Origin of the sequence: Oceanimonas pelagia (assembly GCF_030849025.1) — a bacterium.
Lineage (GTDB): Bacteria > Pseudomonadota > Gammaproteobacteria > Enterobacterales > Aeromonadaceae > Oceanimonas > Oceanimonas pelagia.
In genome coordinates, this window is sequence record NZ_CP118224.1 from 3,189,217 (window position 1) to 3,212,138 (window position 22,922).

Annotated in this window: 23 protein-coding genes and 1 riboswitch; of the genes, 9 read left to right on the plus strand and 14 right to left on the minus strand. The window is 62.9% G+C overall.

The window, feature by feature from the left end:
• Window positions 1–56: 56 nt before the first annotated feature.
• The gene (locus PU634_RS15300) at window positions 57–545 is read right to left on the minus strand and encodes an HPP family protein (protein WP_306761627.1); all 489 of its coding nucleotides are present in this window, start codon (window positions 543–545) and stop codon (window positions 57–59) included.
• A gap of 105 nt (window positions 546–650) precedes the next feature.
• On the opposite strand from PU634_RS15300, the gene PU634_RS15305 reads away from it, so the two are divergent.
• The gene (locus tag PU634_RS15305; RefSeq protein ID WP_306761628.1) at window positions 651–1,217 is read left to right on the plus strand and encodes a TetR/AcrR family transcriptional regulator; all 567 of its coding nucleotides are present in this window, start codon (window positions 651–653) and stop codon (window positions 1,215–1,217) included.
• 6 nt (window positions 1,218–1,223) lie between these two features.
• On the opposite strand, the gene PU634_RS15310 is transcribed toward PU634_RS15305, so the two are convergent.
• From PU634_RS15310 to menA, 8 genes are all read right to left on the minus strand, one after another.
• Window positions 1,224–1,625, minus strand: a complete 402-nt coding sequence (locus PU634_RS15310) for a TM2 domain-containing protein (protein ID WP_306761629.1) — start codon at window positions 1,623–1,625, stop codon at window positions 1,224–1,226.
• A gap of 196 nt (window positions 1,626–1,821) precedes the next feature.
• The gene (thiH, locus tag PU634_RS15315) at window positions 1,822–2,943 is read right to left on the minus strand and encodes a 2-iminoacetate synthase ThiH (protein WP_306761630.1); all 1,122 of its coding nucleotides are present in this window, start codon (window positions 2,941–2,943) and stop codon (window positions 1,822–1,824) included.
• Window positions 2,940–3,710, minus strand: a complete 771-nt coding sequence (locus tag PU634_RS15320) for a thiazole synthase (RefSeq protein ID WP_306761631.1) — start codon at window positions 3,708–3,710, stop codon at window positions 2,940–2,942. The genes thiH and PU634_RS15320 overlap by 4 nt, the downstream gene beginning before the upstream one ends.
• Window position 3,711: 1 nt before the next feature.
• The gene (thiS, locus tag PU634_RS15325; RefSeq protein WP_306761632.1) at window positions 3,712–3,912 is read right to left on the minus strand and encodes a sulfur carrier protein ThiS; all 201 of its coding nucleotides are present in this window, start codon (window positions 3,910–3,912) and stop codon (window positions 3,712–3,714) included.
• Window positions 3,913–3,916: 4 nt separating this feature from the next.
• Window positions 3,917–4,669, minus strand: a complete 753-nt coding sequence (locus PU634_RS15330; protein ID WP_306761633.1) for a HesA/MoeB/ThiF family protein — start codon at window positions 4,667–4,669, stop codon at window positions 3,917–3,919.
• Between the two features lie 2 nt (window positions 4,670–4,671).
• Window positions 4,672–6,180: a thiamine phosphate synthase gene (gene thiE / locus PU634_RS15335; protein ID WP_306761634.1), complete on the minus strand. Its 1,509-nt coding sequence runs from the start codon at window positions 6,178–6,180 to the stop codon at window positions 4,672–4,674.
• On the minus strand, window positions 6,177–8,132 hold the full coding sequence (gene thiC, locus PU634_RS15340) for a phosphomethylpyrimidine synthase ThiC (RefSeq protein ID WP_306761635.1): 1,956 nt from the start codon (window positions 8,130–8,132) through the stop codon (window positions 6,177–6,179). Before thiC ends, thiE begins: the two co-directional genes overlap by 4 nt.
• Window positions 8,133–8,206: 74 nt before the next feature.
• A riboswitch (TPP riboswitch) is annotated at window positions 8,207–8,308 on the minus strand.
• A gap of 463 nt (window positions 8,309–8,771) precedes the next feature.
• Entirely contained in the window at window positions 8,772–9,644 is an 873-nt protein-coding gene (gene menA / locus PU634_RS15345; RefSeq protein WP_306761636.1) for a 1,4-dihydroxy-2-naphthoate octaprenyltransferase, read from the minus strand.
• Between the two features lie 129 nt (window positions 9,645–9,773).
• On the opposite strand from menA, the gene PU634_RS15350 reads away from it, so the two are divergent.
• On the plus strand, window positions 9,774–10,685 hold the full coding sequence (locus PU634_RS15350; protein ID WP_306761637.1) for an o-succinylbenzoic acid (OSB) synthetase: 912 nt from the start codon (window positions 9,774–9,776) through the stop codon (window positions 10,683–10,685).
• 106 nt (window positions 10,686–10,791) lie between these two features.
• Entirely contained in the window at window positions 10,792–12,768 is a 1,977-nt protein-coding gene (locus tag PU634_RS15355) for an exoribonuclease II (protein WP_306761638.1), read from the plus strand.
• Between the two features lie 66 nt (window positions 12,769–12,834).
• Here PU634_RS15355 and PU634_RS15360 read toward each other — a convergent pair whose 3' ends face one another.
• The 4 genes from PU634_RS15360 to PU634_RS15375 are packed head-to-tail and all read right to left on the minus strand — an operon-like array spanning window position 12,835 to window position 16,485.
• Window positions 12,835–13,617 (minus strand): alpha/beta fold hydrolase, encoded by a 783-nt coding sequence (locus tag PU634_RS15360; protein WP_306761639.1) that lies wholly within the window; start codon window positions 13,615–13,617, stop codon window positions 12,835–12,837.
• Between the two features lie 53 nt (window positions 13,618–13,670).
• Window positions 13,671–14,876: a 3-oxoadipyl-CoA thiolase gene (gene pcaF / locus PU634_RS15365; protein WP_306761640.1), complete on the minus strand. Its 1,206-nt coding sequence runs from the start codon at window positions 14,874–14,876 to the stop codon at window positions 13,671–13,673.
• Window positions 14,873–15,667: a CoA-transferase subunit beta gene (locus PU634_RS15370; RefSeq protein WP_306761641.1), complete on the minus strand. Its 795-nt coding sequence runs from the start codon at window positions 15,665–15,667 to the stop codon at window positions 14,873–14,875. Before PU634_RS15370 ends, pcaF begins: the two co-directional genes overlap by 4 nt.
• Window positions 15,667–16,485, minus strand: a complete 819-nt coding sequence (locus PU634_RS15375; RefSeq protein ID WP_306761643.1) for a CoA transferase subunit A — start codon at window positions 16,483–16,485, stop codon at window positions 15,667–15,669. Before PU634_RS15375 ends, PU634_RS15370 begins: the two co-directional genes overlap by 1 nt.
• 253 nt (window positions 16,486–16,738) lie before the next feature.
• On the opposite strand from PU634_RS15375, the gene PU634_RS15380 reads away from it, so the two are divergent.
• Window positions 16,739–17,524: an IclR family transcriptional regulator domain-containing protein gene (locus PU634_RS15380; protein WP_306761645.1), complete on the plus strand. Its 786-nt coding sequence runs from the start codon at window positions 16,739–16,741 to the stop codon at window positions 17,522–17,524.
• 1 nt (window position 17,525) lies between these two features.
• On the opposite strand, the gene PU634_RS15385 is transcribed toward PU634_RS15380, so the two are convergent.
• Window positions 17,526–18,428 carry a LysR family transcriptional regulator gene (locus PU634_RS15385; RefSeq protein ID WP_306761647.1) on the minus strand — a complete coding sequence of 301 codons (903 nt, stop codon included), beginning with the start codon at window positions 18,426–18,428 and terminating at the stop codon, window positions 17,526–17,528.
• Window positions 18,429–18,536: 108 nt separating this feature from the next.
• Here PU634_RS15385 and PU634_RS15390 point away from each other — a divergent pair, with 108 nt between their 5' ends.
• The 5 genes from PU634_RS15390 (at window position 18,537) to benB (ending at window position 22,915) form a co-directional block, all read left to right on the plus strand.
• Window positions 18,537–19,676: a muconate/chloromuconate family cycloisomerase gene (locus tag PU634_RS15390; RefSeq protein ID WP_306761648.1), complete on the plus strand. Its 1,140-nt coding sequence runs from the start codon at window positions 18,537–18,539 to the stop codon at window positions 19,674–19,676.
• Between the two features lie 13 nt (window positions 19,677–19,689).
• Window positions 19,690–19,980, plus strand: a complete 291-nt coding sequence (gene catC / locus PU634_RS15395) for a muconolactone Delta-isomerase (RefSeq protein ID WP_306761649.1) — start codon at window positions 19,690–19,692, stop codon at window positions 19,978–19,980.
• A 56-nt stretch (window positions 19,981–20,036) separates the two neighbouring features.
• Complete coding sequence (gene catA, locus PU634_RS15400) at window positions 20,037–20,975, plus strand: catechol 1,2-dioxygenase (protein WP_306761650.1); 939 nt, start codon at window positions 20,037–20,039, stop codon at window positions 20,973–20,975.
• A gap of 75 nt (window positions 20,976–21,050) precedes the next feature.
• On the plus strand, window positions 21,051–22,427 hold the full coding sequence (locus PU634_RS15405) for a Rieske 2Fe-2S domain-containing protein (protein WP_306761652.1): 1,377 nt from the start codon (window positions 21,051–21,053) through the stop codon (window positions 22,425–22,427).
• Window positions 22,424–22,915, plus strand: coding sequence for a benzoate 1,2-dioxygenase small subunit (gene benB, locus PU634_RS15410; protein WP_306761654.1), 492 nt, complete (start codon window positions 22,424–22,426; stop codon window positions 22,913–22,915). The genes PU634_RS15405 and benB overlap by 4 nt, the downstream gene beginning before the upstream one ends.
• The last annotated feature ends 7 nt before the right edge of the window (window positions 22,916–22,922 follow it).

Here is a 22,922-nt window from a genome sequence, read left to right on the forward strand (position 1 = left end):
TGTTGATGAACCCGATGCTACCGGATAGCACGTAAAACATGAACGTTGCCCCGCGGTTACCAGCGCGCGGGATAACGCCGGCCGGTGGCACGATGAAAGGCCAGGCCACCCAGGATGATAATGACGGCCCCCAGCGCCACCGGCGACCACAGAAAGCTCCAGTCCTGACCGCTCAGCATCACGATCAGCGGATTGGCCCCGGCCGGCGGATGGGTGGTGTGGGTCAGCAGCATCAGGCTGACCGCCAGTCCCACCGCCAGCCCCAGTGACCAGGGCTCTACGCCGAGGCTGTTCAGCACAATCAGCCCCACCAGGGTGGTGAGCAGGTGGCCAAAAAAAATGTTCCGGGGCTGGGCCAGCGGACTGTCGGGCAGGCCAAACAAAATCACCATGGTTGCACCAAACGGTGCCATCAGCCACAACCCTGACGCGTGTAACCCCTCCAGCCCGGCCAGAGTGGTAATGCACAACATGGCCCCCACCCCCGCCACCAGCGCCGAATAACGCTCCATAAACCGTGCCAGACCATTCTCACTGTTTCTCATTTTGACTGTCCCTTATGCAGAAGGTAGACCGATCTGTCTATGCACAACCAATGTAGACAGACTGGTCTCCCCCTGTCAATATGACTCCAGCAACAGGAGAACCTTATGGATAAACGCCAACAGCTGGTGACCACCGCCTTTGATCTGTTCTACCGCCAGGGCATTCATGCCGTGGGCATCAATCAGATACTGCAGGAGTCGGGGGTGGCCAAAAAAACCCTGTATCACCATTTTTCCGGCAAGGAAGCGCTGGTGGCGGCGGTGATCGCTCATCGGGATAGGGTATTTCTGGAGTGGCTGCAAGAGCGGCTGGAACAAAGTGGCCCCGGCCCGAAGGGCGTGATAGAGGCGCTGTTCTCGGCACTGGATGACTGGATCAACGACCGTGAAAGCAGGCTGGCCCCGTTCCACGGCTGTTTTTTTATCAATACCTGCGCCGAATATGGCGACCCAGAGCATGAACTGCACCGGCAGTGTGCGCAACACAAGGCGGCGGTCACGGGAATGCTGACATCCTGTTTAATGAAGGCGGGCTTGAAGGAGACGGCCGCCGCACAGCTTGCCTGCACCCTGAGCCTGCTGAAGGAGGGCGCCATTGTGCAGGCGCAGGTGCTGGGCGACAAACAGGCCGCCCTTCAGGCCAGAGCGCTTGCCCTGAGCTTGGTAGGCTAGGCTGGCTCAGCCAAAGCGCCGGGAGCGGCGGTTAACCTCGTCGATCTGGGCGTTAAGGGTGCAGTAGTCGTAGAGATAGCCAATCAGGAACAGGCCGCCGGTCAGGAACCAGATAATGGCGGTAACCCACTTGCCCAGATAGAGCCGGTGCAAACCGAAGAAGCCGAGGAAGGTCATCAGTATCCAGCTGATGCTGTAGTCCTTGGGGCCGGTGGCGTAACGCTCATCGGCAGCCCGATCCAAAGACGGAATAAGAAACAGATCCACAATCCAGCCGATAAAGAACAGCCCAAGAGTAAAGAAGTAGATGGTGCCACTGACGGGACGACCATAATAGAAACGGTGGGCGCCCATGAACCCGAAGATCCACAATATATAGCCAATCACCTTGCTGTGCGTGTTATTCATGCTGCCTCGGGACGGGAATGAAAAACGACCATTCTAGTCGTTGCCGTGAGCAACTGCCATTCCTGTGGCCACAGCGGCGACCCGGTTCGTCGTGACCCTGCGGGAGCTGTAAGCGATCAGCTTTAAGAGGTAAGTAAAACAAAAAGGCTGCAGGCACAGCATGGTACCTGCAGCCTCTATCGAGCGGCTTCAAGCTTCAGCGGCTTGCAGAGTAGCTGTTGTCCCAGTCTTTCCACACCGGCTGCAGGCCGGTGGCGGCAATGGCCCTGGCCACCTCGGCGGGGCTGCGGTCGTCGTCGATTTCGAACTGCTCCAGCTCTTCCTTGACGTTCTCCACATAGCCGCCGGGCTGGGTTTTGGAGCCGGCGCTGATACTGGTGATGCCGAGCGGGATCACCTTATCGCGGAACTCCCGGGCTTCCCGGGTGGACAGGCTCAGCTCCAGCTCGCCGTCGAGCAGGCGGTAGGCACAGATCAGCTGCACCAGCTGGCGGTCGGTCATGATCGACTTGGGCTGCAGGCCACCGGTACAGGGCCTCAGCCGCGGGAACGACACCGAATAACGGGTCTTCCAGTAGTGCTTCTGCAGGTAGCGCAGGTGCGCCGCAGTGTAAAAACTGTCGGTGCGCCAGTCTTCCAGCCCGAACAGGGCGCCCAGGCCAATCTTGTCGATGCCGGCCTTGCCCAGCCGATCCGGGGTTTCCAGCCGCCAGCGGAAGTCCTTTTTCTTGCCGCGAATATGGTGCTCGTCGTAGGTCAGGTGCTGGTAGGTTTCCTGATACACCATGACGCTGTCGAGGCCGTACTGGCGCAGCTCGGCGTATTCTTGCTGAGACAGCGGCTGCACTTCCATCATCACATAGCTGAAGTGGCGCTTTACGATGGGCAGCATTTGCTTGAAGTAGTCGAGCCCCACCTTGCCCTCGTGCTCGCCGGTGACCAGCAGCACGGTGTCGAAACCCATGGCCTTGATCGCCAGGCATTCCTGCTCGATCTCTTCGGCGTTCAGGGTCTTGCGCTTGAGCCGGTTGCTCATGGAAAAGCCGCAATAGGTGCAGTCGTTGGCGCACAGGTTGGACAGATACAGGGGAATATAAAAACCCACGGTATTGCCGAAGCGCTGCCGGGTCAGCCGGTAGGACTGCTGGGCCATCTGCTCGAGATAGGGCTCGGCCGCCGGCGAGATAAGCGCCATAAAGTCGTTCAGATCCCGCTTTGGCCTGGCCAGCGCCCGCTCCACATCGGCGGCGCGCTTGCTGTAGATGGTCATTTTGATGTCATCCCAGTCCATGGATGACCAGACATCGAAGAAGCTCATAAGGTCTCCAGGAAGGCAGTCAGCGGGCTGGATGCCTGGGCCTGCTGGCTTTGTCCGGCGAGACCGGCTTCATAGCCCATGCGCCCGGCGATCACTGCCCGGCGGAAGGCATCACCCATAGCCACGGGATCGCCGGCCACGGCAATGGCGGTGTTCACCAGCACGGCATCGGCGCCCAGCTCCATGGCGTAGGCGGCGTGGCTGGGAGCTCCGATGCCGGCATCCACCACCACCGGCACCGTGCTCTGCTCAATGATGATTTCCAGAAAATCATGGGTCACCAGGCCCTTGTTGGAGCCGATGGGTGCACCCAGGGGCATCACAGCAGCACAGCCCACCTCTTCCAGCCGCTTGCACAGCACCGGATCGGCACCGCAGTAGGGCAGCACGATAAAACCTTCCTTCACCAGCCGCTCGGCGGCCCTGAGGGTTTCAATAGGGTCGGGCAGCAGGTACTTGGGATCCGGGTGAATTTCCAGCTTGAGCCAGTGGGTGCCCAGGGCTTCCCGGGCCAGCCGGGCGGCAAACAGGGCTTCGTCGGCATCCTTGGCGCCGGAGGTATTGGGCAGCAGGTTCACCCCCAGCTCCAACAGCGGCGGCAGAATGTCGTCGCTGTGGTTTTTCAGATCCACCCGCTTCAGCGCCATGGTCACCAGCTGGGAACCGGAGGCGGCCAGGGCGTCCTGCATCAGTCTGCCGTTGGCAAACTTGCCGGTGCCGGTGAACAGGCGGGATTCAAAGGTTTTATCGGCAATGGTCAGACTCATGTCAGCCTCCGGCAATGGCGTGGAACAGGGTAATGTTGTCGTTGGGTTCGAGCCGGCGCTCGGCCCACTGGCTGCGCGCCACCACTTCGCGGTTGAGCGCCACCGCCACCCCGGGCTTGTCCTGCTCCAGCTCGGCCAGCAGTTGCGCCAGGGTGGTTCCCTCGGTCAGGGGATGTTGTTCGTCGTTGAGAATAATGTGCATAGTTTTAGCTCCCCTTGGGTCCACATACCGGACAGGCCGGATCCTTCGGCACCTTCAGGCCGTGCCAGCGGTGGGCCTTGGCGTCAAACAGCTTGAGCTCACCCCAGGGCACGGTGCCGGTGCCGGTTAGAAATTTGATGGCTTCCAGCGCCTGCAGCAGACCGATGGTGCCCACTACCGGGCCAATCACACCGGCGTTGCTGCAGGTCAGCCGTTCTTCCATTTCCGGGCCATACAGGCAGCGATAGCATCCATGGTCGCGGGACGGATCCAGCGCCAGCAGCTGGCCTTCAAAGCGAATGGCCGCGCCCACCAGCAGGGGCTTGCCCTGGGCGTAGCAGGTGGCGTTCAGGGCCTGGCGCACCGTCATGTTGTCGGTGCAGTCCAGCACCAGATCCGCCTCGGCCACAAAGCCGGCCAGGCTGTGCTCGTCCATCTTCTGATTGACCGCCACCAGCTCGACTTCCGGGTTCAGCTTTTGCAGCTTTTCCCGGGCCACTTCGGCCTTGGCCATTTTCAGGCTGTCGACGTCATACAGGGTCTGGCGCTGCAGGTTGCTGACCTCGATCTGATCGAAGTCGGCCAGCCACAGGGTGCCGACCCCGGCCGCTGCCAGATACTGGGACGCCGGCGAGCCCAGCCCGCCTAGGCCGACGATGAGCACGGAGGCATTTTTCAGCTTGAGCTGACCTTCCTCTCCCACCTCTTCCAGCAGCAGATGCCGGCTGTATCGCATGAATTCGCTATCGCTGAGCATATTTAGCCCTCCACCATGTGCAGCAGTTCCCGGGTGGCTGCATCCGGGTCTGCCGCCTCGGTAATGGCGGTGACCAGGGCGATGCTGCCCACACCGGTTTGTGCCACCAAAGGTACCCGGTCCTTGCTGATGCCGCCAATGGCCACCAGCGGGAACTCGTCCTGCATCAGCGCCACATAGCGGTGCAGCCGCTCCAGGCCCTGGGGGCGGGACGGCATATCCTTGGTTTTGGTGGGAAAAATATGCCCCAGTGCCAGGTAGGAAGGTTTCAGCTCCCGGGCCCGCAGCATTTCGTAATAGCCGTGGGTGGAGAGCCCCAGCTTGAGGCCGGCGGCGCGAATGGCCTCCAGATCCGCCACTTCGATGTCTTCCTGGCCCAGGTGCACACCGTAGGCGCCGTGCTCAATGGCCAGCCGCCAGTAGTCGTTGATAAACAGCCGGGCGTTGTAACGCCGGCCCAGCTCGACGGCAGCCTTGATATCGGCTTCCACTTCGGCATCGGTCTTGTCCTTGATGCGCAGCTGCAGGGTGCGCACGCCCTGCTTCAGCAAGCGCTCCAGCCAGGCCACGGTCGTGACCACCGGATACAGCCCCAGCTTGTTGGTGTCCATGGCGGCAAAGGCGCCCTCGGGATGCGGCCCCTCAATGCCCAGCTGTTCGGCCAGTTTGCTGCCGGGCATCACCACGGCGGGGAAGTCGTCCAGCCTGGTGGGCCAGCCCAGATGGGCCACCGGGCCGGCACCGGCACCAATGGCCTCGGCACCCTTGAGGCCCTGATTGACATAGGCCTTGGCCAGCACCAGGGCGTCTTCAATCGGGTAGTCCAGCGCCACGGCGGTGGCGATGGCCGACGACAGGGTGCAACCGGTGCCATGACCATGGCGGGTTTCCAGCCGCGGGCTGGCCAGCCAGATCTCCCGCTCGCCATCGCTGTAGAAGTCGATGGCCTGGTCGCCGGTCCAGCCCAGATGACCCCCCTTCACCAGCACGGCACCCGCGCCCATTTCCCGCAGGGCGGCGGCGCCGGCACGCAGGGCCTGAGGCGAGTCGGGCGCAATGCCCGACAATGCTTCCAGCTCCACGGCGTTGGGAGTGATCAAGTCCACTTCCGGCAGCAGGTGGGTCTTGATGGCCGGCAGCAGGTTGGGCTCGGCCATGGACTGGCCGGTGCTGGCAATGGCCACCGGGTCCAGCACCACCCAGGGCTGCCACTGGCGGCGGTATTCCTTGAGGTAGCGCGCCAGCACCTCGGCGCGCAGTCCGCCCGGTAGCAGGCCCACCTTGATGGCGGCGGCCTGCATGTCGGTGGACAGGGATACCAGCTGGCTGGTAAAGGCCTGCATCAGCACCGGCTCCACCATGGATACCGACACCGAGTTCTGGGCGGTAATGGCGGAGATGACTGAGCAGCCGTGGCCGCCCAGTGCCTGTATGGTGTGCAGGTCGGCCTGAATGCCAGCCCCGCCGCCCGAGTCGGAACCGGCAATGGTCCAGACAATGGGTTTGGTCATAGAGATTCTTGCTCCAGTTTGTCGGCCTGGTGATAGAGCTCACCGCCGCGTTTCTTGAATTCTTCCGACATTTTCGCCATGCCGGCCTGCACCAGCTCGGGCTGGCCATCCATGCCCACCAGCTGCACTGCTATGTTGTTTTCCAGGCTGGCGGCGTAGTCACGCACGTCCTGAGTGATCTTCATGGAGCAGAACTTGGGTCCGCACATGGAGCAGAAGTGCGCCACCTTGCCCGACTCCTGGGGCAGGGTTTCGTCGTGATATTCCCGGGCGGTTTCCGGATCCAGCGCCAGGTTGAACTGGTCGTTCCAGCGGAACTCGAAACGCGCCTTGGACATGGCGTTGTCGCGGATCTGGGCACCCGGATGGCCCTTGGCCAGGTCGGCGGCATGGGCGGCGATCTTGTAGGTGATCAGGCCCTGTTTCACGTCTTCCTTGTTGGGCAGACCCAGGTGCTCCTTGGGGGTAACGTAACAGAGCATGGCGCAGCCGTACCAGCCGATCAGCGCCGCGCCGATGCCGGAGGTAAAGTGGTCGTAACCCGGGGCGATGTCGGTGGTCAGCGGCCCAAGGGTGTAGAAGGGCGCTTCATGGCAGTGCTCCAGCTGCTCTTCCATGTTGCGCTTGATCATGTGCATGGGAATGTGACCCGGACCTTCGATGATCACCTGCACGTCGTATTCCCAGGCGATCTTGGTCAGCTCACCCAGGGTGTGCAGCTCGGCGAACTGGGCCTCGTCGTTGGCGTCGGCGATGGAGCCCGGACGCATGCCGTCACCCAGCGACAGGGACACATCATAGGCGGCACAGATTTCGCAAATTTCGCGGAAGTTCTCGTACAGGAAGCTTTCCTTGTGGTGGGTCAGGCACCACTTGGCCATGATGGAGCCGCCGCGAGACACGATGCCGGTCACCCGCTTGGCGGTCATGGGCACATAACGCAGCAGCACGCCGGCGTGAATGGTGAAGTAGTCCACGCCCTGCTCGGCCTGCTCGATCAGGGTGTCGCGGAACACTTCCCAGGTCAGGTCTTCGGCCACGCCGTTCACCTTTTCCAGCGCCTGATAGATGGGCACGGTACCGATGGGCACCGGGCTGTTGCGCAGGATCCACTCGCGGGTTTCGTGAATGTAGCGGCCGGTGGACAGGTCCATCACGGTGTCGGCGCCCCAGCGGGTGGACCACACCAGTTTCTCCACTTCTTCCTCGATGGAGGAGGTCACCGCCGAGTTGCCGATGTTGGCGTTGATCTTCACCAGGAAGTTGCGGCCGATGATCATGGGCTCGGCTTCCGGGTGGTTGATGTTGGCGGGAATGATGGCGCGGCCTTCGGCCACTTCCTTGCGCACGAATTCGGGGGTGATGTTTTCCGGCAGGTTGGCGCCAAAGCTCTCACCCGGGTGCTGTTTTCGCAGCAGCTCGTCGCGCACCCGCTCGCGGCCCATGTTTTCGCGAATGGCGATGTATTCCATTTCGGGGGTGATGATGCCTTTGCGGGCATAGTGCATCTGGGTCACGCACTGGCCAACCTTGGCCTTGCGCGGCTTGGGCAGGTGCTCGAAGCGCAGGTGATCCAGGCCGTCGTCGGCCATGCGCTGCTGGGTGAAATGGGAGGTGGCGCTTTCCAGCTCCTCGGTGTCTCCCCGCTCCAGGATCCACTGCTTGCGCAGCTGGGGCAGACCACGGCGCACATCGATGTCGGACTCGGGATCGCCGTAAGGGCCCGAGGTATCGTATACCGGTACCGGCTCGTTGGCTTCGAAAATGGGGTTGTCTTCGCTGCCGCCCTTGAAGCTGTCGGCCAGGGCAATTTCACGCATGGCCACTTTTATGTCCGGGCGCGAACCTTCAAGGTAAATGCGGGAAGAATTCGGAAAGGGTTCGCCCTTCAGGTTGTGAATGTATTCCTGGGCCTGGCTGCGAACTTCACGACGGTTTACTTTTTTTGACATAGCGATCTCACTTTTGCGTCCATTTGGTGAAATGCTTGTCGGGAGTGTTGAGGAAAGAGCCGGCGTAGGTCCGGTGCCGCTCTTAACTTGCTTCCCTTCGCAGGTATTAGCCTGATCAGGTTCAACGGATCCCGCATTTCGCGGTCTCAGCCCATAGGGCACTCCGACAAGATGGTCGCAGTATAACCAGACCGAGTTCACAAAATCAAAGCCGTTCTCAGGCCAGTTCACTGCCGAAAAGGCAGCAGGCCGTTACTTTTTTGCATAAGTGGCTGATGGTAAATGACCTGCCACCCCGCAATACGAAGTATCAGTGCGGTTACACTCCGCCGACACGCTTCAAGCCCATCCACGGGGCGCTCGGCACATGCATCTGACCGCCAGGGATGGCGGAAATGCCGAGAATGCAGGAGCAATTTTCGGCCATGGCATGTGACGGTCGGCTCCGGTAATCCCCACTGCTACTTCGAGCAACATCGGTGCTGTCTGCTTGCTGTCAGTTAGCTCCATACATTCCAGGGAGGACAAAGGGTGTCCGCTTCGCCGTGCCCGTTGCGCCATGGATGGCGCAACGGAGCCCCCATGGAGGGTTTACGGCGTGCCGGAGAAGCAGTGCGCTTTGGCCGAGGCCCCGCAGGCTCACCCCGCCACCAGTCCCAGCGCCAGCCCGGCGGTCAAAACCAGGGTACCTTTGGCGGTCAGCGCCAGCGCCCGGTTCAGTGCCTCGCCCTGCTGCGTGAGCACCAGCCGGAACCCTTGCGCCAATGGCCACAGGCCCGCCAGGGCCAGATATCCCCAACCGGTCATCAGCCGCTCGGCGGCCAGCAACGCCAGTGCCAGCACCGCCCCCTGCCAGGCCCGCGCCCGGTACAACCCCAGCCGCAGGGCCAGGGTGCGTTTGCCGGCTTGAGCATCGCCTTTCAGGTCACGAATGTTGTTGATGTTGAGTACCGCCATGGCCAGCAGCCCGGCCACCAGCGCCGCCCAGCCGCCGGTGGCGGTGAGCTCGGGCCGCATCAGCCAGCCCGTGCCGAGCACCGCCACCGGTCCGAAGAACACAAATACCGCCGCATCCCCCAGCCCCAGGTAACCATAGGGCCGCCGGCCCAGGGTGTAACCCAGTGCCGCCAGCACCGACAGCGCGCCCAGCAGTAAAAAACCGAGCCAGGCGGCAATATCGTTACCCAGAGCCCATGTCAGCAACGCCAGTCCGCTCGCCAGCGCCAGCAGCACCACCTGCACCAGGGCGCAGCGCAATTGCGCCGGAGTTACATGCCCCGCGGCCAGCACCCGCACCGGGCCGGTGCGCCCGGGCCCGTCGGTGCCGCGCAGGCCGTCGCCATAGTCGTTGGCCAGGTTCGATACAATTTGCAGCAGCAGCGCCGTGAGCAGGGCCAGCGCCAGCACGCCGGGTTGCACCGCGCCGGCCGAGGCGCCCCCCAACAGGATGGAAGCCACCGCCAACGGCAGGGTTTTGGGCCGAATGGCCAGCAGCCAGGTGTTCAGGGGCATAAAATGAAGGGGTCCCGCTTAAAATCAGATCCTTATGATACCCATTCTGCCCCCGCAATTAACACCGCTGTCACTCCCATGGCCGGCATGTTACCTTTATATAAAAGTAATTATTCGGAAGCCACGCCCATGCCCATTTCGGTTTATCGCTACGCCCTGCCGCTGACCAAGGAAAAGCAGATCGACGGCATTGCCGTGCGCCGCCGCCATGGCTTTTATGTGAATATTGACGGCCACTGGGGCGAGGTGGCGCCGCCGGTGACCACCGACATCGCCACCACCGGAACCGCACTGCTGGCCACCTGCCAGCGGCTGGAGCAGGGCCTTGAACACAACGCCACGCAGCCCTGGATTCGCTTTGGTCTGGGCTGCGCGCTGGCGCCGCTCACCGCGTCCCCCGCCCCCGGCCTGCCGCTGCTGGAAGGCGAGCGTGAGGCCATTATTCGCGCCTGGCGTTGCCGCCGGGTGCACCCCACCCGGGCCTGGCTGACCCTGACCGGTGATGTGCAGTTTGATGCCGGCCTGGTGCGGGAGCTGTCCCTGCTGGTGCCCGATCTGCGGCTGGTGCTGGACGCCGGCGGCCGCCTGAGTGAGGCACAACTGACGGAACTGTGGCGGCATACGGGCAACCGGGCCATTGACTGGCTGCTGGATCCCGGCACCAGCCCAGCCGACACGCAGGCATTGGCCCAACGGCACGGCTGGCCGGTGGCGCTCAGTGCCGACCGCTGTGGCGGTGATGTGCCGGCGATGTTCGAAGGGCTGCGCGCCCTGGTGCTGCGCCCGTCCCTGCTGGGCGAACCGGCGCAGTGCCGGCGGCTGGCCGCCACGGCCGAGGCGCAGGGCCTGGACGTGATGCTGGCGGGCAATCTGGAAAGCGGCCTGGGCCACCGGCACATTGCGCAACTGGCGGGCGAGCTGACACCCAACAGCCCGGCCCAGCTCGACGGCCTGCGCTTTCTGCTGCACAGCGGCGTGAACGCCGGCGGCCAGCCGGAAACCCCAAACCTTACTCTGGTGTACGGTCCGGACTGTCTGTAAAATCGCCACAAAAAACGCACCAAGTTGGTGCAAAAGCCAAGGTGTTCTTGGCAATGCAGGGGTAAATCCGTATAGTCAGGCCGATATTTCGACAGGTTCCCAACTCATGTTTCAAGACAACCCCCTGCTGGCCCAGCTCAAGCAACAAATCCGCGACACCCTTCCCACCAAGGAAGGCATGGTCAAAGGCACCTCCAAGGGCTTCGGCTTTCTCGAAGTCAGCGACAAGGAAAGCTATTTCATTCCACCCCCGCACATGAAAAAGGTCATGCACGGCGATCGCATCACCGCCGTGCTGCGCACCGAGAACGACAAGGAGCTGGTGGAGCCCGAGACCCTGCTGGAGCCCGGCCTGACCCGCTTTGTGGCCCGGGTGAAGTGGTTCCGTGACCGGCTCAATATCGTTCCCGATCACCCGCTGATGAAAGACGCCATCAAGGCCCGCACCGTCAAGGGGATGAACGACAAGGACCTGAAGGAAGGCGACTGGGTACTGGCCGATCTCAAGCGCCACGCCCTGAAAGACAACGGCTTTTTCGCCGAAGTGGTGGAGCTGATCGCCGGCGTGGACGATCCCATCGCCCCCTGGTGGGTGGTGCTGGCCCGCAACAGCCTGGCCAAGCAGGCCCCCCAGGACCGGGAGCAGTGGGAACCGCTGGAAGACACCCTGCCCCGCCAGAACCTGACCGAGGTGCCCTTTTTCACCATCGACAGCGAGTCCACCCAGGACATGGACGACGCCCTCAGCGTGAAAAAGCGGGATAACGGCTGGGAGCTGACCGTGGCCATTGCCGATCCCACCGCCTATGTGGCCCACGACAGCGAGCTGGACAAGATCGCCGCCGAGCGCGCCTTTACCGTATATCTGCCGGGCCGCAACATTCCCATGCTGCCCCGCACCCTGGCCGACGAGCTGTGCTCCCTGAAGGAAGGGGAAGAGCGCCACGCCCTGTGCGCCCGCATTCACATTGACGCCGACGGCAAGGTGGCCGACGACGCCGAATTTTTTGCCGCCCGCATTCGCTCCCACGCCCGCCTGGCCTACAACAAGGTGTCCGACTGGGTGGAAGGCACCGGCGACTGGCAGCCCGAGAGCGAAATCATTGCCGAGCAGTTGCGCGAGCTGACCGCCCTCACCCGGGTACGCAGCGCCTGGCGCAGCGAGCACGCCATCGTGTTCAAGGACAGGCCCGACTACCGCTTTGAACTGGACGAGGCCAGCAACGTGGTGGCCATTCACGCCGATCACCGCCGCATTGCCAACCAGATGGTGGAAGAATGCATGATCGCCGCCAACCTGGCCTGCGGCAACTGGCTGACCAAACACTGTGGCACCGGTGTGTTCAACGTGCACGCCGGCTTTGACGAAGAAAAACTGGCCCAGCTGCAGGAGCTGCTGAAGGAGCATGAAGCCCCGGTGGATCCGGACAGGCTCACCACCCTGGAAGGCTTCTGCGAGCTGCGCCGCTGGCTGGACTCCCGCGATACCAGCTACCTGGACAACCGGGTGCGCCGCTTCCAGTCCTTCGCCGCCATGAGCGTAACCCCGGGTGAGCACTACGGCCTGGGCCTGGACGCCTACGCCACCTGGACCTCGCCCATTCGTAAATACGGCGACATCATCAACCACCGCCTGATCAAGGCCATTCTGGCCGAAAAGGCCCATGACGCCCACGCCCCCAACGCCGAGCTGGCGGTGCACCTGTCGGAGCAGCGCCGCATGCACCGCCGTGCCGAGCGCGACATCGCCGACTGGCTGTATGTGCGCTACCTGCAGCCGGCAGTGGCCAACGGCCATGTATTTGATGCCGAGATCATCGACATTGGCCGTGGCGGCGTGAAACTGCGCCTGCAGGAAAACGGCGCCGTGGTATTCATGCCTTCTTCCCTGATCCTGCCCAACCGGGATCGGCTGGAGTGCAGCTGGGATGACGGCCGCGTCTACCTCGACAAGCAGCCGGTATACGAACTGGGCCAGCACATTCAGGTGATCCTCACCGAAGCCATTGAAGACACCCGCTCACTCATCGCCAAGCCGGCCATTCCGCTGGTACCGGAGAAGCAGGAAAAACCCGCTTCCTGAGCTGAACCCTGACACTGAAAAGGCCTGCGATTGCAGGCCTTTCTTTTTATTGGTGCCTTTCAGCTGTCAGCCGAGATGCTGCAGCAGCACTTCGGCAAATCGCGCCGGCGCTTCCACCGAGGGCACATGACCTACCTTATCCAGGATCACCGGCTCGCCGGCCTCGGCGCAGCAGGCCAGGTGCTCCAGCAATTCGGGCGGGGTGGCCACGTCCTCGCGGCCGCCCACCAGCAACAGGGGCACGTTGTGATCCTGCAATTGTTCGCTGAAGTTGGCCTCCCCCAGCATTTCACACAGCAGGGCGTAACTGTTGGCGTCACCCCGGCCCATGATGGTGTTCCAACCAGCCAGCAGTGCGGGCTGGGCCGCCAGGGCAGCCGGGCCAAACCAGCGCGGCACTATGTCCACCGCCATGGTGGTCAGGCCCAGTTCCCGTACCGCCTTGGCGCGGTTTTGCCAGGCCTCACGGGTGCCGATCACCGCGCCGGTATTGGTGAGGGTGGCCGACAGCAGACGGTCGGCATGGGCGCACAGCAACTGCTGGCCGATCACGCCACCGATGGAGGTGCCGACGAAGTGAAAGCGTTCGGCACCCGCCACGTCGGCCAGGGCCAGGGCTTCCGCCGCCAGATCGGCGGGGGTAATGCGCTCACCGCTCCAGGCGGCGCTGCTGCCGTGACCGGGCAGGTCCCAGCTCAGCACCCGGTAACGGGGCAGCAGCGCCGGCAGCAGGTCATCCCACACCGCCTGGCTCATGCCCAGGGGGTGCGCCAGCACCACCAGCGGCAGGGAAGCGTCGCCCAGCAGGCGGTAGCCTACGGTGCGGCCATTAATGTTGAGAAAAGACATTCGGCCTCCGAATCGTTAAGGGAACGCCGGCATCGGCCGGCGTTCATCATCAGTTATACCCGCTCAATCAGGGTAGCGATACCCTGACCCACGCCCACGCACATGGTGCACAGGGCCAGACGCTTGTTCTGGCGGTGCAGTTCATGGGCGGCGGTCTGCAGCAGACGGGCGCCGGACATACCCAGCGGGTGACCCAGGGCGATGGCGCCGCCGTTGGGGTTAACCCGGGCGTCGTCGTCCTTCAGACCCAGCTCGCGCATACAGGCCAGGGCCTGGGCGGCAAAGGCTTCGTTGAACTCGAACAGGTCGATGTCGTCCATGGTCAGGTTGTGCTGAGCCAGCAGCTTCTGCACTGCCGGGATCGGGCCGGCGCCCATGATGCGAGGCTCCACGCCGGCGGTGGCCATGCCCAGCACCTTGGCCATGGGCTTGAGGCCATGACGCTGTACGGCGTCTTCGCTGGCGATCAGCATGGCGGCGGCGCCATCGTTCACGCCGGAGGCGTTACCGGCGGTCACGCTGCCACCTTCGCGGAACGGGGTCGGCAGCCTGGCCAGCTTCTCAACCGTGGTGCCCGGACGCAGGTGCTCGTCGTCGGCGAAGATCAGCGGCTCCTGCTTGCGGCGGGGAATTTCTACCGGCACGATTTCTTCGGCAAAGCGGCCGTTGCGCTGGGACTCGGCGGCCTTCTCCTGGGAGCGGGCGGCAAAGGCGTCCTGATCTTCCCGGGAGATGTTGAACTGCTCGGCCACGTTCTCGGCGGTTTCCGGCATGGAGTCCACGCCGTACTGGGCCTTCATCAGCGGGTTGATAAAGCGCCAGCCGATGGTGGTGTCTTCAATGCCCTGGTTGCGGCTGAAGGCGGTGTCGGCCTTGCCCATCACATAGGGGGCGCGGGACATGGATTCCACGCCACCGGCCAGCACCAGATCCATCTCGCCGGCCTTGACGGCGCGCACGGCGGTGCCAACTGCATCCATACCGGAGCCGCACAGGCGGTTGATGGTGGTGCCGGGTACGCTTACCGGCAGACCGGCCAGCAGGGAGGACATGCGCGCCACGTTGCGGTTGTCTTCACCGGCCTGGTTGGCACAGCCCATGATGACTTCATCGATGGCGGCCGGGTCCAGATCCGGCGCCTGGGCCAGCACGGCTTCAAATACGCGGGCAGCCAGGTCGTCGGGACGCACCGCCGCCAGGGTGCCGCCAAAGCGGCCAATGGCGGTACGGCGGGGATGACACAGATAAACCGGCTTCATTGGGCGGCCTCCTGGGAGATCGGCTTGGCGTGGTGCTCGGCAGTGCGGGCCTTGAGGTCACGCAGAATGGCCAGCTCCTCGGCGCTCGGCTCGGGAGTCAGCGCCAGCTCGTCGGCAAAGCGTACCGGCCAGCCGGTGGCCTCACGTACCTGCTCTTGAGTCACGCCCGGGTGCAGGGAAACCACGGTCAGTTCCCTGGTCTCGGCATCGGGAGCCATCACGCACAGATCGGTGATGACCTTGGTCGGGCCACGGCCAATATTGGGCACACCGTCCCGGCCCTTGCCGTCGCGACCGTAGCCCAGGGTGGTGATGAAGTCGACCGCTTCCACAAAGGCGCGAGGAGAATGCTTCAGGGTGATGAATACTTCCCTGGCGTTGGAGGCGATCTCGGGGGCGCCGCCGCCGCCGGGCAGGCGAACCTTGGGCGACTGGTAATCACCAATCAGGGTGGTATTCAGGTTGGCGTACTTGTCGATCTGAGCGGTACCAAGAAAGCCCACGTCGATGTGGCCGCCCTGCAACCAGTAGCGGAACATCTCGGGCACGGCCACCGTCGTCAGCGCCTGCTCGCACAGCTCACCGTCACCGATGGACAGCGGCAGAATGTCGGGTTTGGTCTGCAGGGTGCCGGATTCGTAGATCAGGGTCACGTCGGGGGCGTGGGTCAGGCGGGCCAGGTTGGCGGCCTCGCTGGGCAGGCCGATGCCCACAAAACAGGTCATGCCGTTGCTCAGGGCGCGAGCGGCGGTGACCGTCATCATTTCTGAAGAGGTGTATTGGAGCGTCATTATGCCTGCCCTCCTGCGTTGTAAACGTTCTGCTGCAGCCAGTCGTTGAAGGTGTCACGATCACGGGAGATCGCGTCCCACTCCTTGTAGAAGCTGTTGTTTCTCGGGTAATAGCCGTGGGCGTAGGACGGCGCGGCACCACCTTTTACCTCGGCAATGGCGGTAATGGCCCAGCCCGGGATCACGCAGGCGTTGGCATCGGCCTGCAGATCGTCGACGATCTCTTCCACGGTGACGATGCTGTGCCTGGCCGCCAGCACCGCTTCCTTCTGCACACCCACGATGCCGGATACCAGCACGTTGCCTTTGCGGTCGGCGCGCTGGGCGTGAACGATGCTCACATCCGGACGTACCGCCGGCACCGCCGCCAGCCGTTCGCCGGTAAAGGGACATTCGATAAAGCGGATCTGGGAGTTCACCTTGGGCAAGTCGCTGCCGATGTAACCGCGCAGCACCGCCAGGGGCAGACCGGCCGCGCCCGCTTCATAGGCACAGGCCATGGCCGCATGGCTGTGCTCGAAGATTTCCAGCTTGCGGGGGAAGCCCCGCTCCACGGCGTCGCGCAGACGGTGCAGCGAGCCCACGCCGGGGTTACCGCCCCAGGAGAAGATCAGTTTTTCGGCGCAACCGGCGCCGATCAGCTGATCGTAGAGAATATCGGGGGTCATGCGGATCAGCGTCAGACCACGCTTTTCCTGACGAATGATTTCGTGTCCCGCGGCAAAGGGGATCAGGTGGGTAAAACCCTCCATGGCGACGGTAGCGCCGTCCTGGAGATAACGGGCAACCGCGTCGTGCAGGCTCATGAATTGGGCCATGAGTATCGCCTCCCTGGTGGATATGTTCGCAATACGAACCTTGGTTTGCATTGCGAACATGTTTACTCCGGTTTTATGGGAGTGGCAAACCCCGTTTGCAGGAAAAAGTTGGGCGATCGAATTAAACAACTGAAAAATAAGAATTTATTTTTTGTGATCGAGATCTCAAAGAGAGCATTTACAAAACACAGGTTCGTTATGCGAACTTTTTGCTACCATAAATGCCGTTTCATCTCGTTACAGGAAGGACATCATGACCACCGAAGACCGGCTCAGCCCGCAAGACCGGGATTTCGTCGCCGCCCTGGCCAGCGGCCTGGAGGTACTGCAGGCCTTTGACCAGCACCATGGGCGCATGACCCTGAGTGAAGTGGCGGCCCGTACCGGCATGGACAGGGCCAAGGCCCGGCGTTTTTTGCTGACCCTGCACGCTCTGGGTTATCTCGACAAACAGCAGCGCCACTTTGCACTGACCCCCAGGGTGCTGCAACTGGGCAACGCCTTTCTGGCCGCCAACCCGCACCGGGTGGTGATTCAGCATTATCTGGAAGAGATCACACGGGAAATTGGTGAGTCCACCTCACTCGCGGTGCTCGACGGCGACGAGGTCGTCTACATTGCCCGCTCCGCCGCCGAACACCGGCTGATGGCCATACGGCTGTCGGTGGGCACCCGGTTGCCCGCGGCCTACACCTCCATGGGGCGGGTGTTGCTGGCCCAGTTGCCTGAAGAGCAGCTGAGCCATTACCTGGAAACCGTGCAGCTGCGTGCGCACACGACCCACAGCATTACCGACAAACAGGCCCTGCGCCGGGCCCTGGAGCGAGTGCGCCGGCAGGGCTACGCCATTGTGGATCAGGAGCTGGACTCGGGCCTGCGCTCGCTGGCGGTGCCGGCGTTTGATCAACAGGGCCGGCTGCTTGGCGCCATCAACATCAGCACCAACGCCGCCCGGGTCGACATGGATACCCTCACCGGGCGCTTTCTGCCGTTGCTGCTGGAAAAGGCCCGGCTGATCCAGGACGCCCTGGCGGGCTGACTCAGGGGTAACGTCCGCTCAGCCGGTTTTCCACCAGCTCCGCCAGTATGGTGTTGACCAGCCGCATCGCCGCATTGGGGTTCTCGCCCCGGCGGCGTGAGGCGATCACCGGAATGCTGAGCTGTTCGTCCCGCACCGGCACAAACTCCACCCCTTCCCGCTTGAGCTTGTGCACCTGCTCCGGCACCAGGGCAAAGCCCATCTCCGAGGCCACCAGCGACAGTGCCGTCTGCAGATCGTTAACCTGCTGAATCACATTGAGTTTCAGGCCGCGGCGGTGAAACAGCCCCAGGGCCACGTCGGCAAAACTGGGGCCGGAGCCGGCGGGAAAGGTGACCATGGGCACCTCCGCCAGCTCCGCCATGGTGGGCGACTCGCGGGTCAGAGGGTGGGAAGACGGCAGGGCGGCGATCAGCGGCTCGTTGAACAGTACCTCCTGCTCCACGTCGGCATCGTCAATGCGTACCCGGCCAAAACCGATGTCGATTTTGCCGCTCTTGAGCGCCTCGATCTGATCCTGGGTCTTGAGCTCGTGCAGCACAATTTCCAGATTCTTGTTGCGCCTCAGCCGGCGCACCATCAGCGGCAGCTGGCCGTAAAACACCGACGGCACAAAGCCGATGGCAAACACGGTTTTGCGCAGCTGGGCAATTTGCCGGGTGCCTTCAATGCTGGCCTCCAGCCGCTCCATGATGGTGCGGGCCTGCTGCAGAAAATACAGTCCTCCCTGGGTCAGCTCCAGCCCCCGGGGCTTGCGAATAAACAGCTGCACCCCCAGCTCCTCTTCCAGCTGCTTGATCTGCCGGGTCAGGGGCGGCTGGGCGATAAACAGCCGCTCCGCCGCCCGGGTCAGGTTCAGCTCTTCGGCCACGGCAATAAAATAACGCAGGTGCCTCAGCTCCATCCATACCTCCAGGGTATTGGTTGTGACTTAATCAATATTGGTGGGTATTGCTGCAGAATTGTAACCTCGTCGCAACACAGTGTTATCACTTGAGGCGAAAGAGGTTACATGGCAGCAATCATTCAGTCCATCGAGGCAATCCTGGTCGACATTCCGACCATACGGCCGCACAAGCTTTCCATGGCCACCATGGGCGTTCAGACCATGGTGATCGTGCGCATCAAGGACAGCGATGGCCTGGAAGGCCTGGGCGAAGCCACCACCATCGGCGGCCTGGCCTACGGCCCGGAAAGCCCCGAAAGCGTCAAGCTGACCATCGACACCTACTTCTCGCCCCTGCTGCTGAACCAGCCCGCCGAGGCCATCAATACCCTCAGGGTAAGGCTCAACCGGGCCACCCGCGGCAACAACCTGGCCAAGTCCGCCATCGAGACCGCCCTGCTCGATCTCATGGGCAAGCGCCTCAACCAGCCCCTGCACCAGCTGCTGGGCGGCGCCGTGCACCAGCACATTCCGGTGCTCTGGACCCTGGCCAGCGGCGACACTCAAACCGATATCGACGAGGCCAGGCGCCTGCTCGCCGACCAGCGCCACTGCGACTTCAAACTCAAAATCGGCAGCCGCGCGCTGATGGACGACGTGCGCCATGTGGCCGCCATCAAGGCCGCCGTGGGCGACAGCGCCAGCGTGCGGGTGGATGTGAATCAGGCCTGGGATGAAAGCACCGCCGCCCGGGGCATGGCCGAGCTGCAGGCCGCCGGCATCGATCTGGTCGAGCAGCCCACCCCCATGAAGGAGCACGCCGCCCTGGTGCGGCTGTCGCAGCAGTTTCACCTGCCCATTCTGGCGGATGAAGCCGTGGCCGACGCCACCGACATGTTCACCCTGGCCTCGGCCGGCTTTGCCGGCGCGGTGGCGCTCAAGATCGCCAAGGCCGGCGGCCCGCTGCAGGCGCTGAAGGTGGCCAATGTGGCCAGCGCCGCCGGCATCGGCCTCTATGGCGGCACCCTGCTGGAAGGCACCATCGGCACCGTCGCCGCCCTGCACGCCTGGTCCACCCTGGACACCCTGCACTGGGGCACCGAAATGTTTGGCCCGTTGCTGCTGAAGGACGACATCGTGGAAACGCCGCTGAACTTCCATAACAACGGCGTGACCCTGCCCGCCGGGCCAGGCCTGGGCGTCACCCTCAACGAAGACAAGCTGGCGGAATACCGCCGCAAGTCATCACTCGCCCCCCACGCGTAACAGGAAGAAAACCATGCTGTTTAAAGTCGAAATGAAGGTCAATCTGCCCCACGACATGCCGGCCGAGGTGGCCGCCGAGATAAAGGCCCGGGAGAAGGCCTATGCCCAGGAGCTGCAGACCCGGGGCAAATGGCGCCACCTGTGGCGGGTGGCCGGCAGCTACGCCAACGTCAGCATTTTTGATGTGGCCGACAACGCCGAGCTGCAGGAGCTGATCAGCAACCTGCCGCTGTTTCCCTACATGGACATTCAGGTGGCGCCCCTGTGCCGGCACCCGTCCTCCATTCATTCGGATGACCGTTAACCGACGTTCGTCACCCCTACGACCAAATCATAAAAAAGATGCAAGGAGCCAAGGCAATGTCAGTCAAAACCATGCATACCCCCGAGGTAAAAGAGCTGCTGGAAAAAGTCGCCGGCCTGAACCAGGCCGGTGGCAACGAGCGGGTCAAGACCATAGTGCACCGCGTGATGCACGATGTGTTTCAGATCATTGAGGATCTGGACATCACCCCGGAAGAGTTCTGGAACGCCGTGTACTACATCAACGACCTGGGCAAGAACGGCGAAGCCGCCCTGCTCGCCCCCGGCCTGGGCATGGACAAGTACCTGGACATTCGCATGGATGCCGCCGACGAGCAGGCCGGCCTGGCCGGCGGCACCCCGCGCACCATTGAAGGCCCGCTGTACGTGGCCGGTGCCCCGGAGTCCGAGGGCTTCGCCCGCATGGACGACGGCACTCAGGACGGCGAGACCATGATCCTGACCGGCGTGGTCACCGACCAGGACGGCCAGCCCCTGCCCGACACCCTGGTGGAGATCTGGCACGCCGACCTCAAGGGCGGCTACTCCTACTTCGACAAGTCCCAGAGCGAATACAACCTGCGCCGCAGCATTCGCACCGATGCCAACGGCCGCTACACCGCGCAAAGCATCATTCCGTCCGGTTACGGCTGCCCGCCCGAGGGTTCAACCCAGGCGCTGCTGAACCAGCTGGGCCGCCACGGCCGCCGCCCGGCCCACATTCACTTCTTTGTGTCGCAGCCGGGCTACAAGCACCTGACCACCCAGATCAACCTGGCCGGTGACGAATACACCTACGACGACTTCGCCTTCGCCACCCGCGAAGAGCTGGTGTGCGACGCCGTGCGCATCGAAGACAGCGCCGCCGCCGAGCAGTACGGCCTGAACCGGCCGTTCACCAAGGTGGAGTTCAATATTCAGCTGGTGGCATCCGACAAACCCGAGCACCAGCAGCGCCACGAGCGCAAGCGCGCCCTGGAAGACGACATCGCCTGAACCTGACACGGCTGCCTGCAGCCGGCCGGCCCGCTTCAGGCGGGCCGGGCAGTAACATCACATGGAGTGAGAAACATGACTCGCCAACTCGACCGACTCGAACAAAAAATCCGTGGCGCGGTGGAAGCCGATCCGCAAACCGGCCACTACCGCTGCGACCGGGGCATCTTCACCGACCAGGAACTGTTTGACCTGGAAATGAAGCACATCTTTGAAGGCAACTGGGTCTACCTGGCCCACGAAAGCCAGGTGGAAAACCCCGGTGATTACTACACCACCACGGTGGGCCGCCAGCCGGTGGTGATCACCCGCACCAAGGACGGCGAGCTGCGCGCGCTGCTGAACACCTGCTCCCACCGGGGCGCCACCCTGTGCCGCAAGAAGCGCGGCAACAAGGCCTCGTTCACCTGCCCCTTTCACGGCTGGACCTTCAAGAACGACGGCAAACTGCTCAAGGCCCGGGATCAGAAAAAAGGCGGCTACCCCGAGAGCTTCAGCACCGACGGCTCTCACGATCTGAAGCAACTGCCGAAGTTCGAGTCCTATCGCGGCTTTCTGTTTGGCAGCCTGAGCGCCGACGTGCAGCCGCTGCAGGAGTATCTGGGGGAAACCACCAAGATCATCGACAACATGGTCGATCAGGCGCAGGACGGCATCGAAATTCTGCGCGGCAGCTCCACCTACACCTATGAAGGCAACTGGAAGCTGACCGCCGAAAACGGCGCCGACGGCTACCACGTGGGCACGGTGCACTGGAACTACCTGTCCACCATGGGCCAGCGCAACTACGACAAGGGCGGCACCGAGGCGGTGGACGCCAAGAGCTGGTCCAACGAAGGCGGCTTCTACTCCTTTGACAACGGCCACATGATGCTGTGGACCCGGCTCACCAATCCTCAGGTGCGTCCGGTGTTCAACCACCTGGAGCGGCTGCAGAACGAGCTGGGCGAAGCCCGGGCCGACGCCATCGTCAACACCACCAAGAACCTGTGCCTGTACCCCAACGTGTATCTGATGGATCAGTTCTCCACCCAGATCCGGGTACTGCGCCCGATTTCCGTTAACAAGACCGAAATCACCATCTACTGCTGGGCGCCGAAGAACGAGCCGGCGGCGGATCGCGCCAAGCGCCTGCGCCAGTATGAAGACTTCTTCAACGTCAGCGGCATGGGCACCCCGGACGATCTGGAAGAATTCCGCGCCTGCCAGAACGGCTACCAGGCCAGCGGCCTGAAATGGAACGACATGAGCCGGGGCGCCGCCCACTGGATCGAGGGCCCGGATGCGGGCGCCGAGCGCATTGGCCTTCAGCCCATTCTGAGCGGCGCCAGGCCGGAAGACGAGGGCCTGTATGTCACCCACCACCAGCACTGGGTCAAAGAAATGCTGCAGGCGGTTCAGACCGAACGCGCCCGGCTGATTTCCATTCAGGAACAGGAGACTTGCGCATGAGCATGAGCTTTGAACAGATCCAGGCCTTTGTGTTTCGCGAAGCCCGCCTGCTTGACGATCGCCAGTGGGACGAGTGGCTGGCCTGCTACCACCCCGAGGCGGTGTACTGGATGCCCGCCTGGGACGATGAGGACAAGCTGACCGAGGATCCCCAGACCGAGATCTCGCTGATCTACTACCCCAACCGGGAAGGCCTGGAAGATCGCGTGTACCGCATCAAGACCGAGCGTTCCGGCGCCAGCTCCCTGCCCGAGCCGCGCACCACGCACCTGACCAGCAACCTGGAAATCCTGGAGCAGCAGGGCCACACCGTGAAGCTGCGCTTTAACTGGCAGACTCACAGCCACCGCTACCACAAGACGGAGACCTATTTCGGCACCTCCTTCTACACCCTGGACACCAGCGGCGAGCAGCCGGTGATCACCGAGAAAAAGGTGATTCTGAACAACGACTACATCAATCAGGTGATTGATATCTATCACCTGTAACAGGTGG

What these genes read in the sequence shown, in the direction of transcription:
- PU634_RS15300 (WP_306761627.1), bottom strand. Translation starts at nt 545, where the DNA reads ATGAGAAACAGTGAGAATGGTCTGGCACGGTTTATGGAGCGTTATTCG.
- PU634_RS15305 (WP_306761628.1), top strand. Translation starts at nt 651, where the DNA reads ATGGATAAACGCCAACAGCTGGTGACCACCGCCTTTGATCTGTTCTAC.
- PU634_RS15310 (WP_306761629.1), bottom strand. Translation starts at nt 1,625, where the DNA reads ATGAATAACACGCACAGCAAGGTGATTGGCTATATATTGTGGATCTTC.
- thiH (WP_306761630.1), bottom strand. Translation starts at nt 2,943, where the DNA reads ATGAGCTTCTTCGATGTCTGGTCATCCATGGACTGGGATGACATCAAA.
- PU634_RS15320 (WP_306761631.1), bottom strand. Translation starts at nt 3,710, where the DNA reads ATGAGTCTGACCATTGCCGATAAAACCTTTGAATCCCGCCTGTTCACC.
- thiS (WP_306761632.1), bottom strand. Translation starts at nt 3,912, where the DNA reads ATGCACATTATTCTCAACGACGAACAACATCCCCTGACCGAGGGAACC.
- PU634_RS15330 (WP_306761633.1), bottom strand. Translation starts at nt 4,669, where the DNA reads ATGCTCAGCGATAGCGAATTCATGCGATACAGCCGGCATCTGCTGCTG.
- thiE (WP_306761634.1), bottom strand. Translation starts at nt 6,180, where the DNA reads ATGACCAAACCCATTGTCTGGACCATTGCCGGTTCCGACTCGGGCGGC.
- thiC (WP_306761635.1), bottom strand. Translation starts at nt 8,132, where the DNA reads ATGTCAAAAAAAGTAAACCGTCGTGAAGTTCGCAGCCAGGCCCAGGAA.
- menA (WP_306761636.1), bottom strand. Translation starts at nt 9,644, where the DNA reads ATGCCCCTGAACACCTGGCTGCTGGCCATTCGGCCCAAAACCCTGCCG.
- PU634_RS15350 (WP_306761637.1), top strand. Translation starts at nt 9,774, where the DNA reads ATGCCCATTTCGGTTTATCGCTACGCCCTGCCGCTGACCAAGGAAAAG.
- PU634_RS15355 (WP_306761638.1), top strand. Translation starts at nt 10,792, where the DNA reads ATGTTTCAAGACAACCCCCTGCTGGCCCAGCTCAAGCAACAAATCCGC.
- PU634_RS15360 (WP_306761639.1), bottom strand. Translation starts at nt 13,617, where the DNA reads ATGTCTTTTCTCAACATTAATGGCCGCACCGTAGGCTACCGCCTGCTG.
- pcaF (WP_306761640.1), bottom strand. Translation starts at nt 14,876, where the DNA reads ATGAAGCCGGTTTATCTGTGTCATCCCCGCCGTACCGCCATTGGCCGC.
- PU634_RS15370 (WP_306761641.1), bottom strand. Translation starts at nt 15,667, where the DNA reads ATGACGCTCCAATACACCTCTTCAGAAATGATGACGGTCACCGCCGCT.
- PU634_RS15375 (WP_306761643.1), bottom strand. Translation starts at nt 16,485, where the DNA reads ATGGCCCAATTCATGAGCCTGCACGACGCGGTTGCCCGTTATCTCCAG.
- PU634_RS15380 (WP_306761645.1), top strand. Translation starts at nt 16,739, where the DNA reads ATGACCACCGAAGACCGGCTCAGCCCGCAAGACCGGGATTTCGTCGCC.
- PU634_RS15385 (WP_306761647.1), bottom strand. Translation starts at nt 18,428, where the DNA reads ATGGAGCTGAGGCACCTGCGTTATTTTATTGCCGTGGCCGAAGAGCTG.
- PU634_RS15390 (WP_306761648.1), top strand. Translation starts at nt 18,537, where the DNA reads ATGGCAGCAATCATTCAGTCCATCGAGGCAATCCTGGTCGACATTCCG.
- catC (WP_306761649.1), top strand. Translation starts at nt 19,690, where the DNA reads ATGCTGTTTAAAGTCGAAATGAAGGTCAATCTGCCCCACGACATGCCG.
- catA (WP_306761650.1), top strand. Translation starts at nt 20,037, where the DNA reads ATGTCAGTCAAAACCATGCATACCCCCGAGGTAAAAGAGCTGCTGGAA.
- PU634_RS15405 (WP_306761652.1), top strand. Translation starts at nt 21,051, where the DNA reads ATGACTCGCCAACTCGACCGACTCGAACAAAAAATCCGTGGCGCGGTG.
- benB (WP_306761654.1), top strand. Translation starts at nt 22,424, where the DNA reads ATGAGCATGAGCTTTGAACAGATCCAGGCCTTTGTGTTTCGCGAAGCC.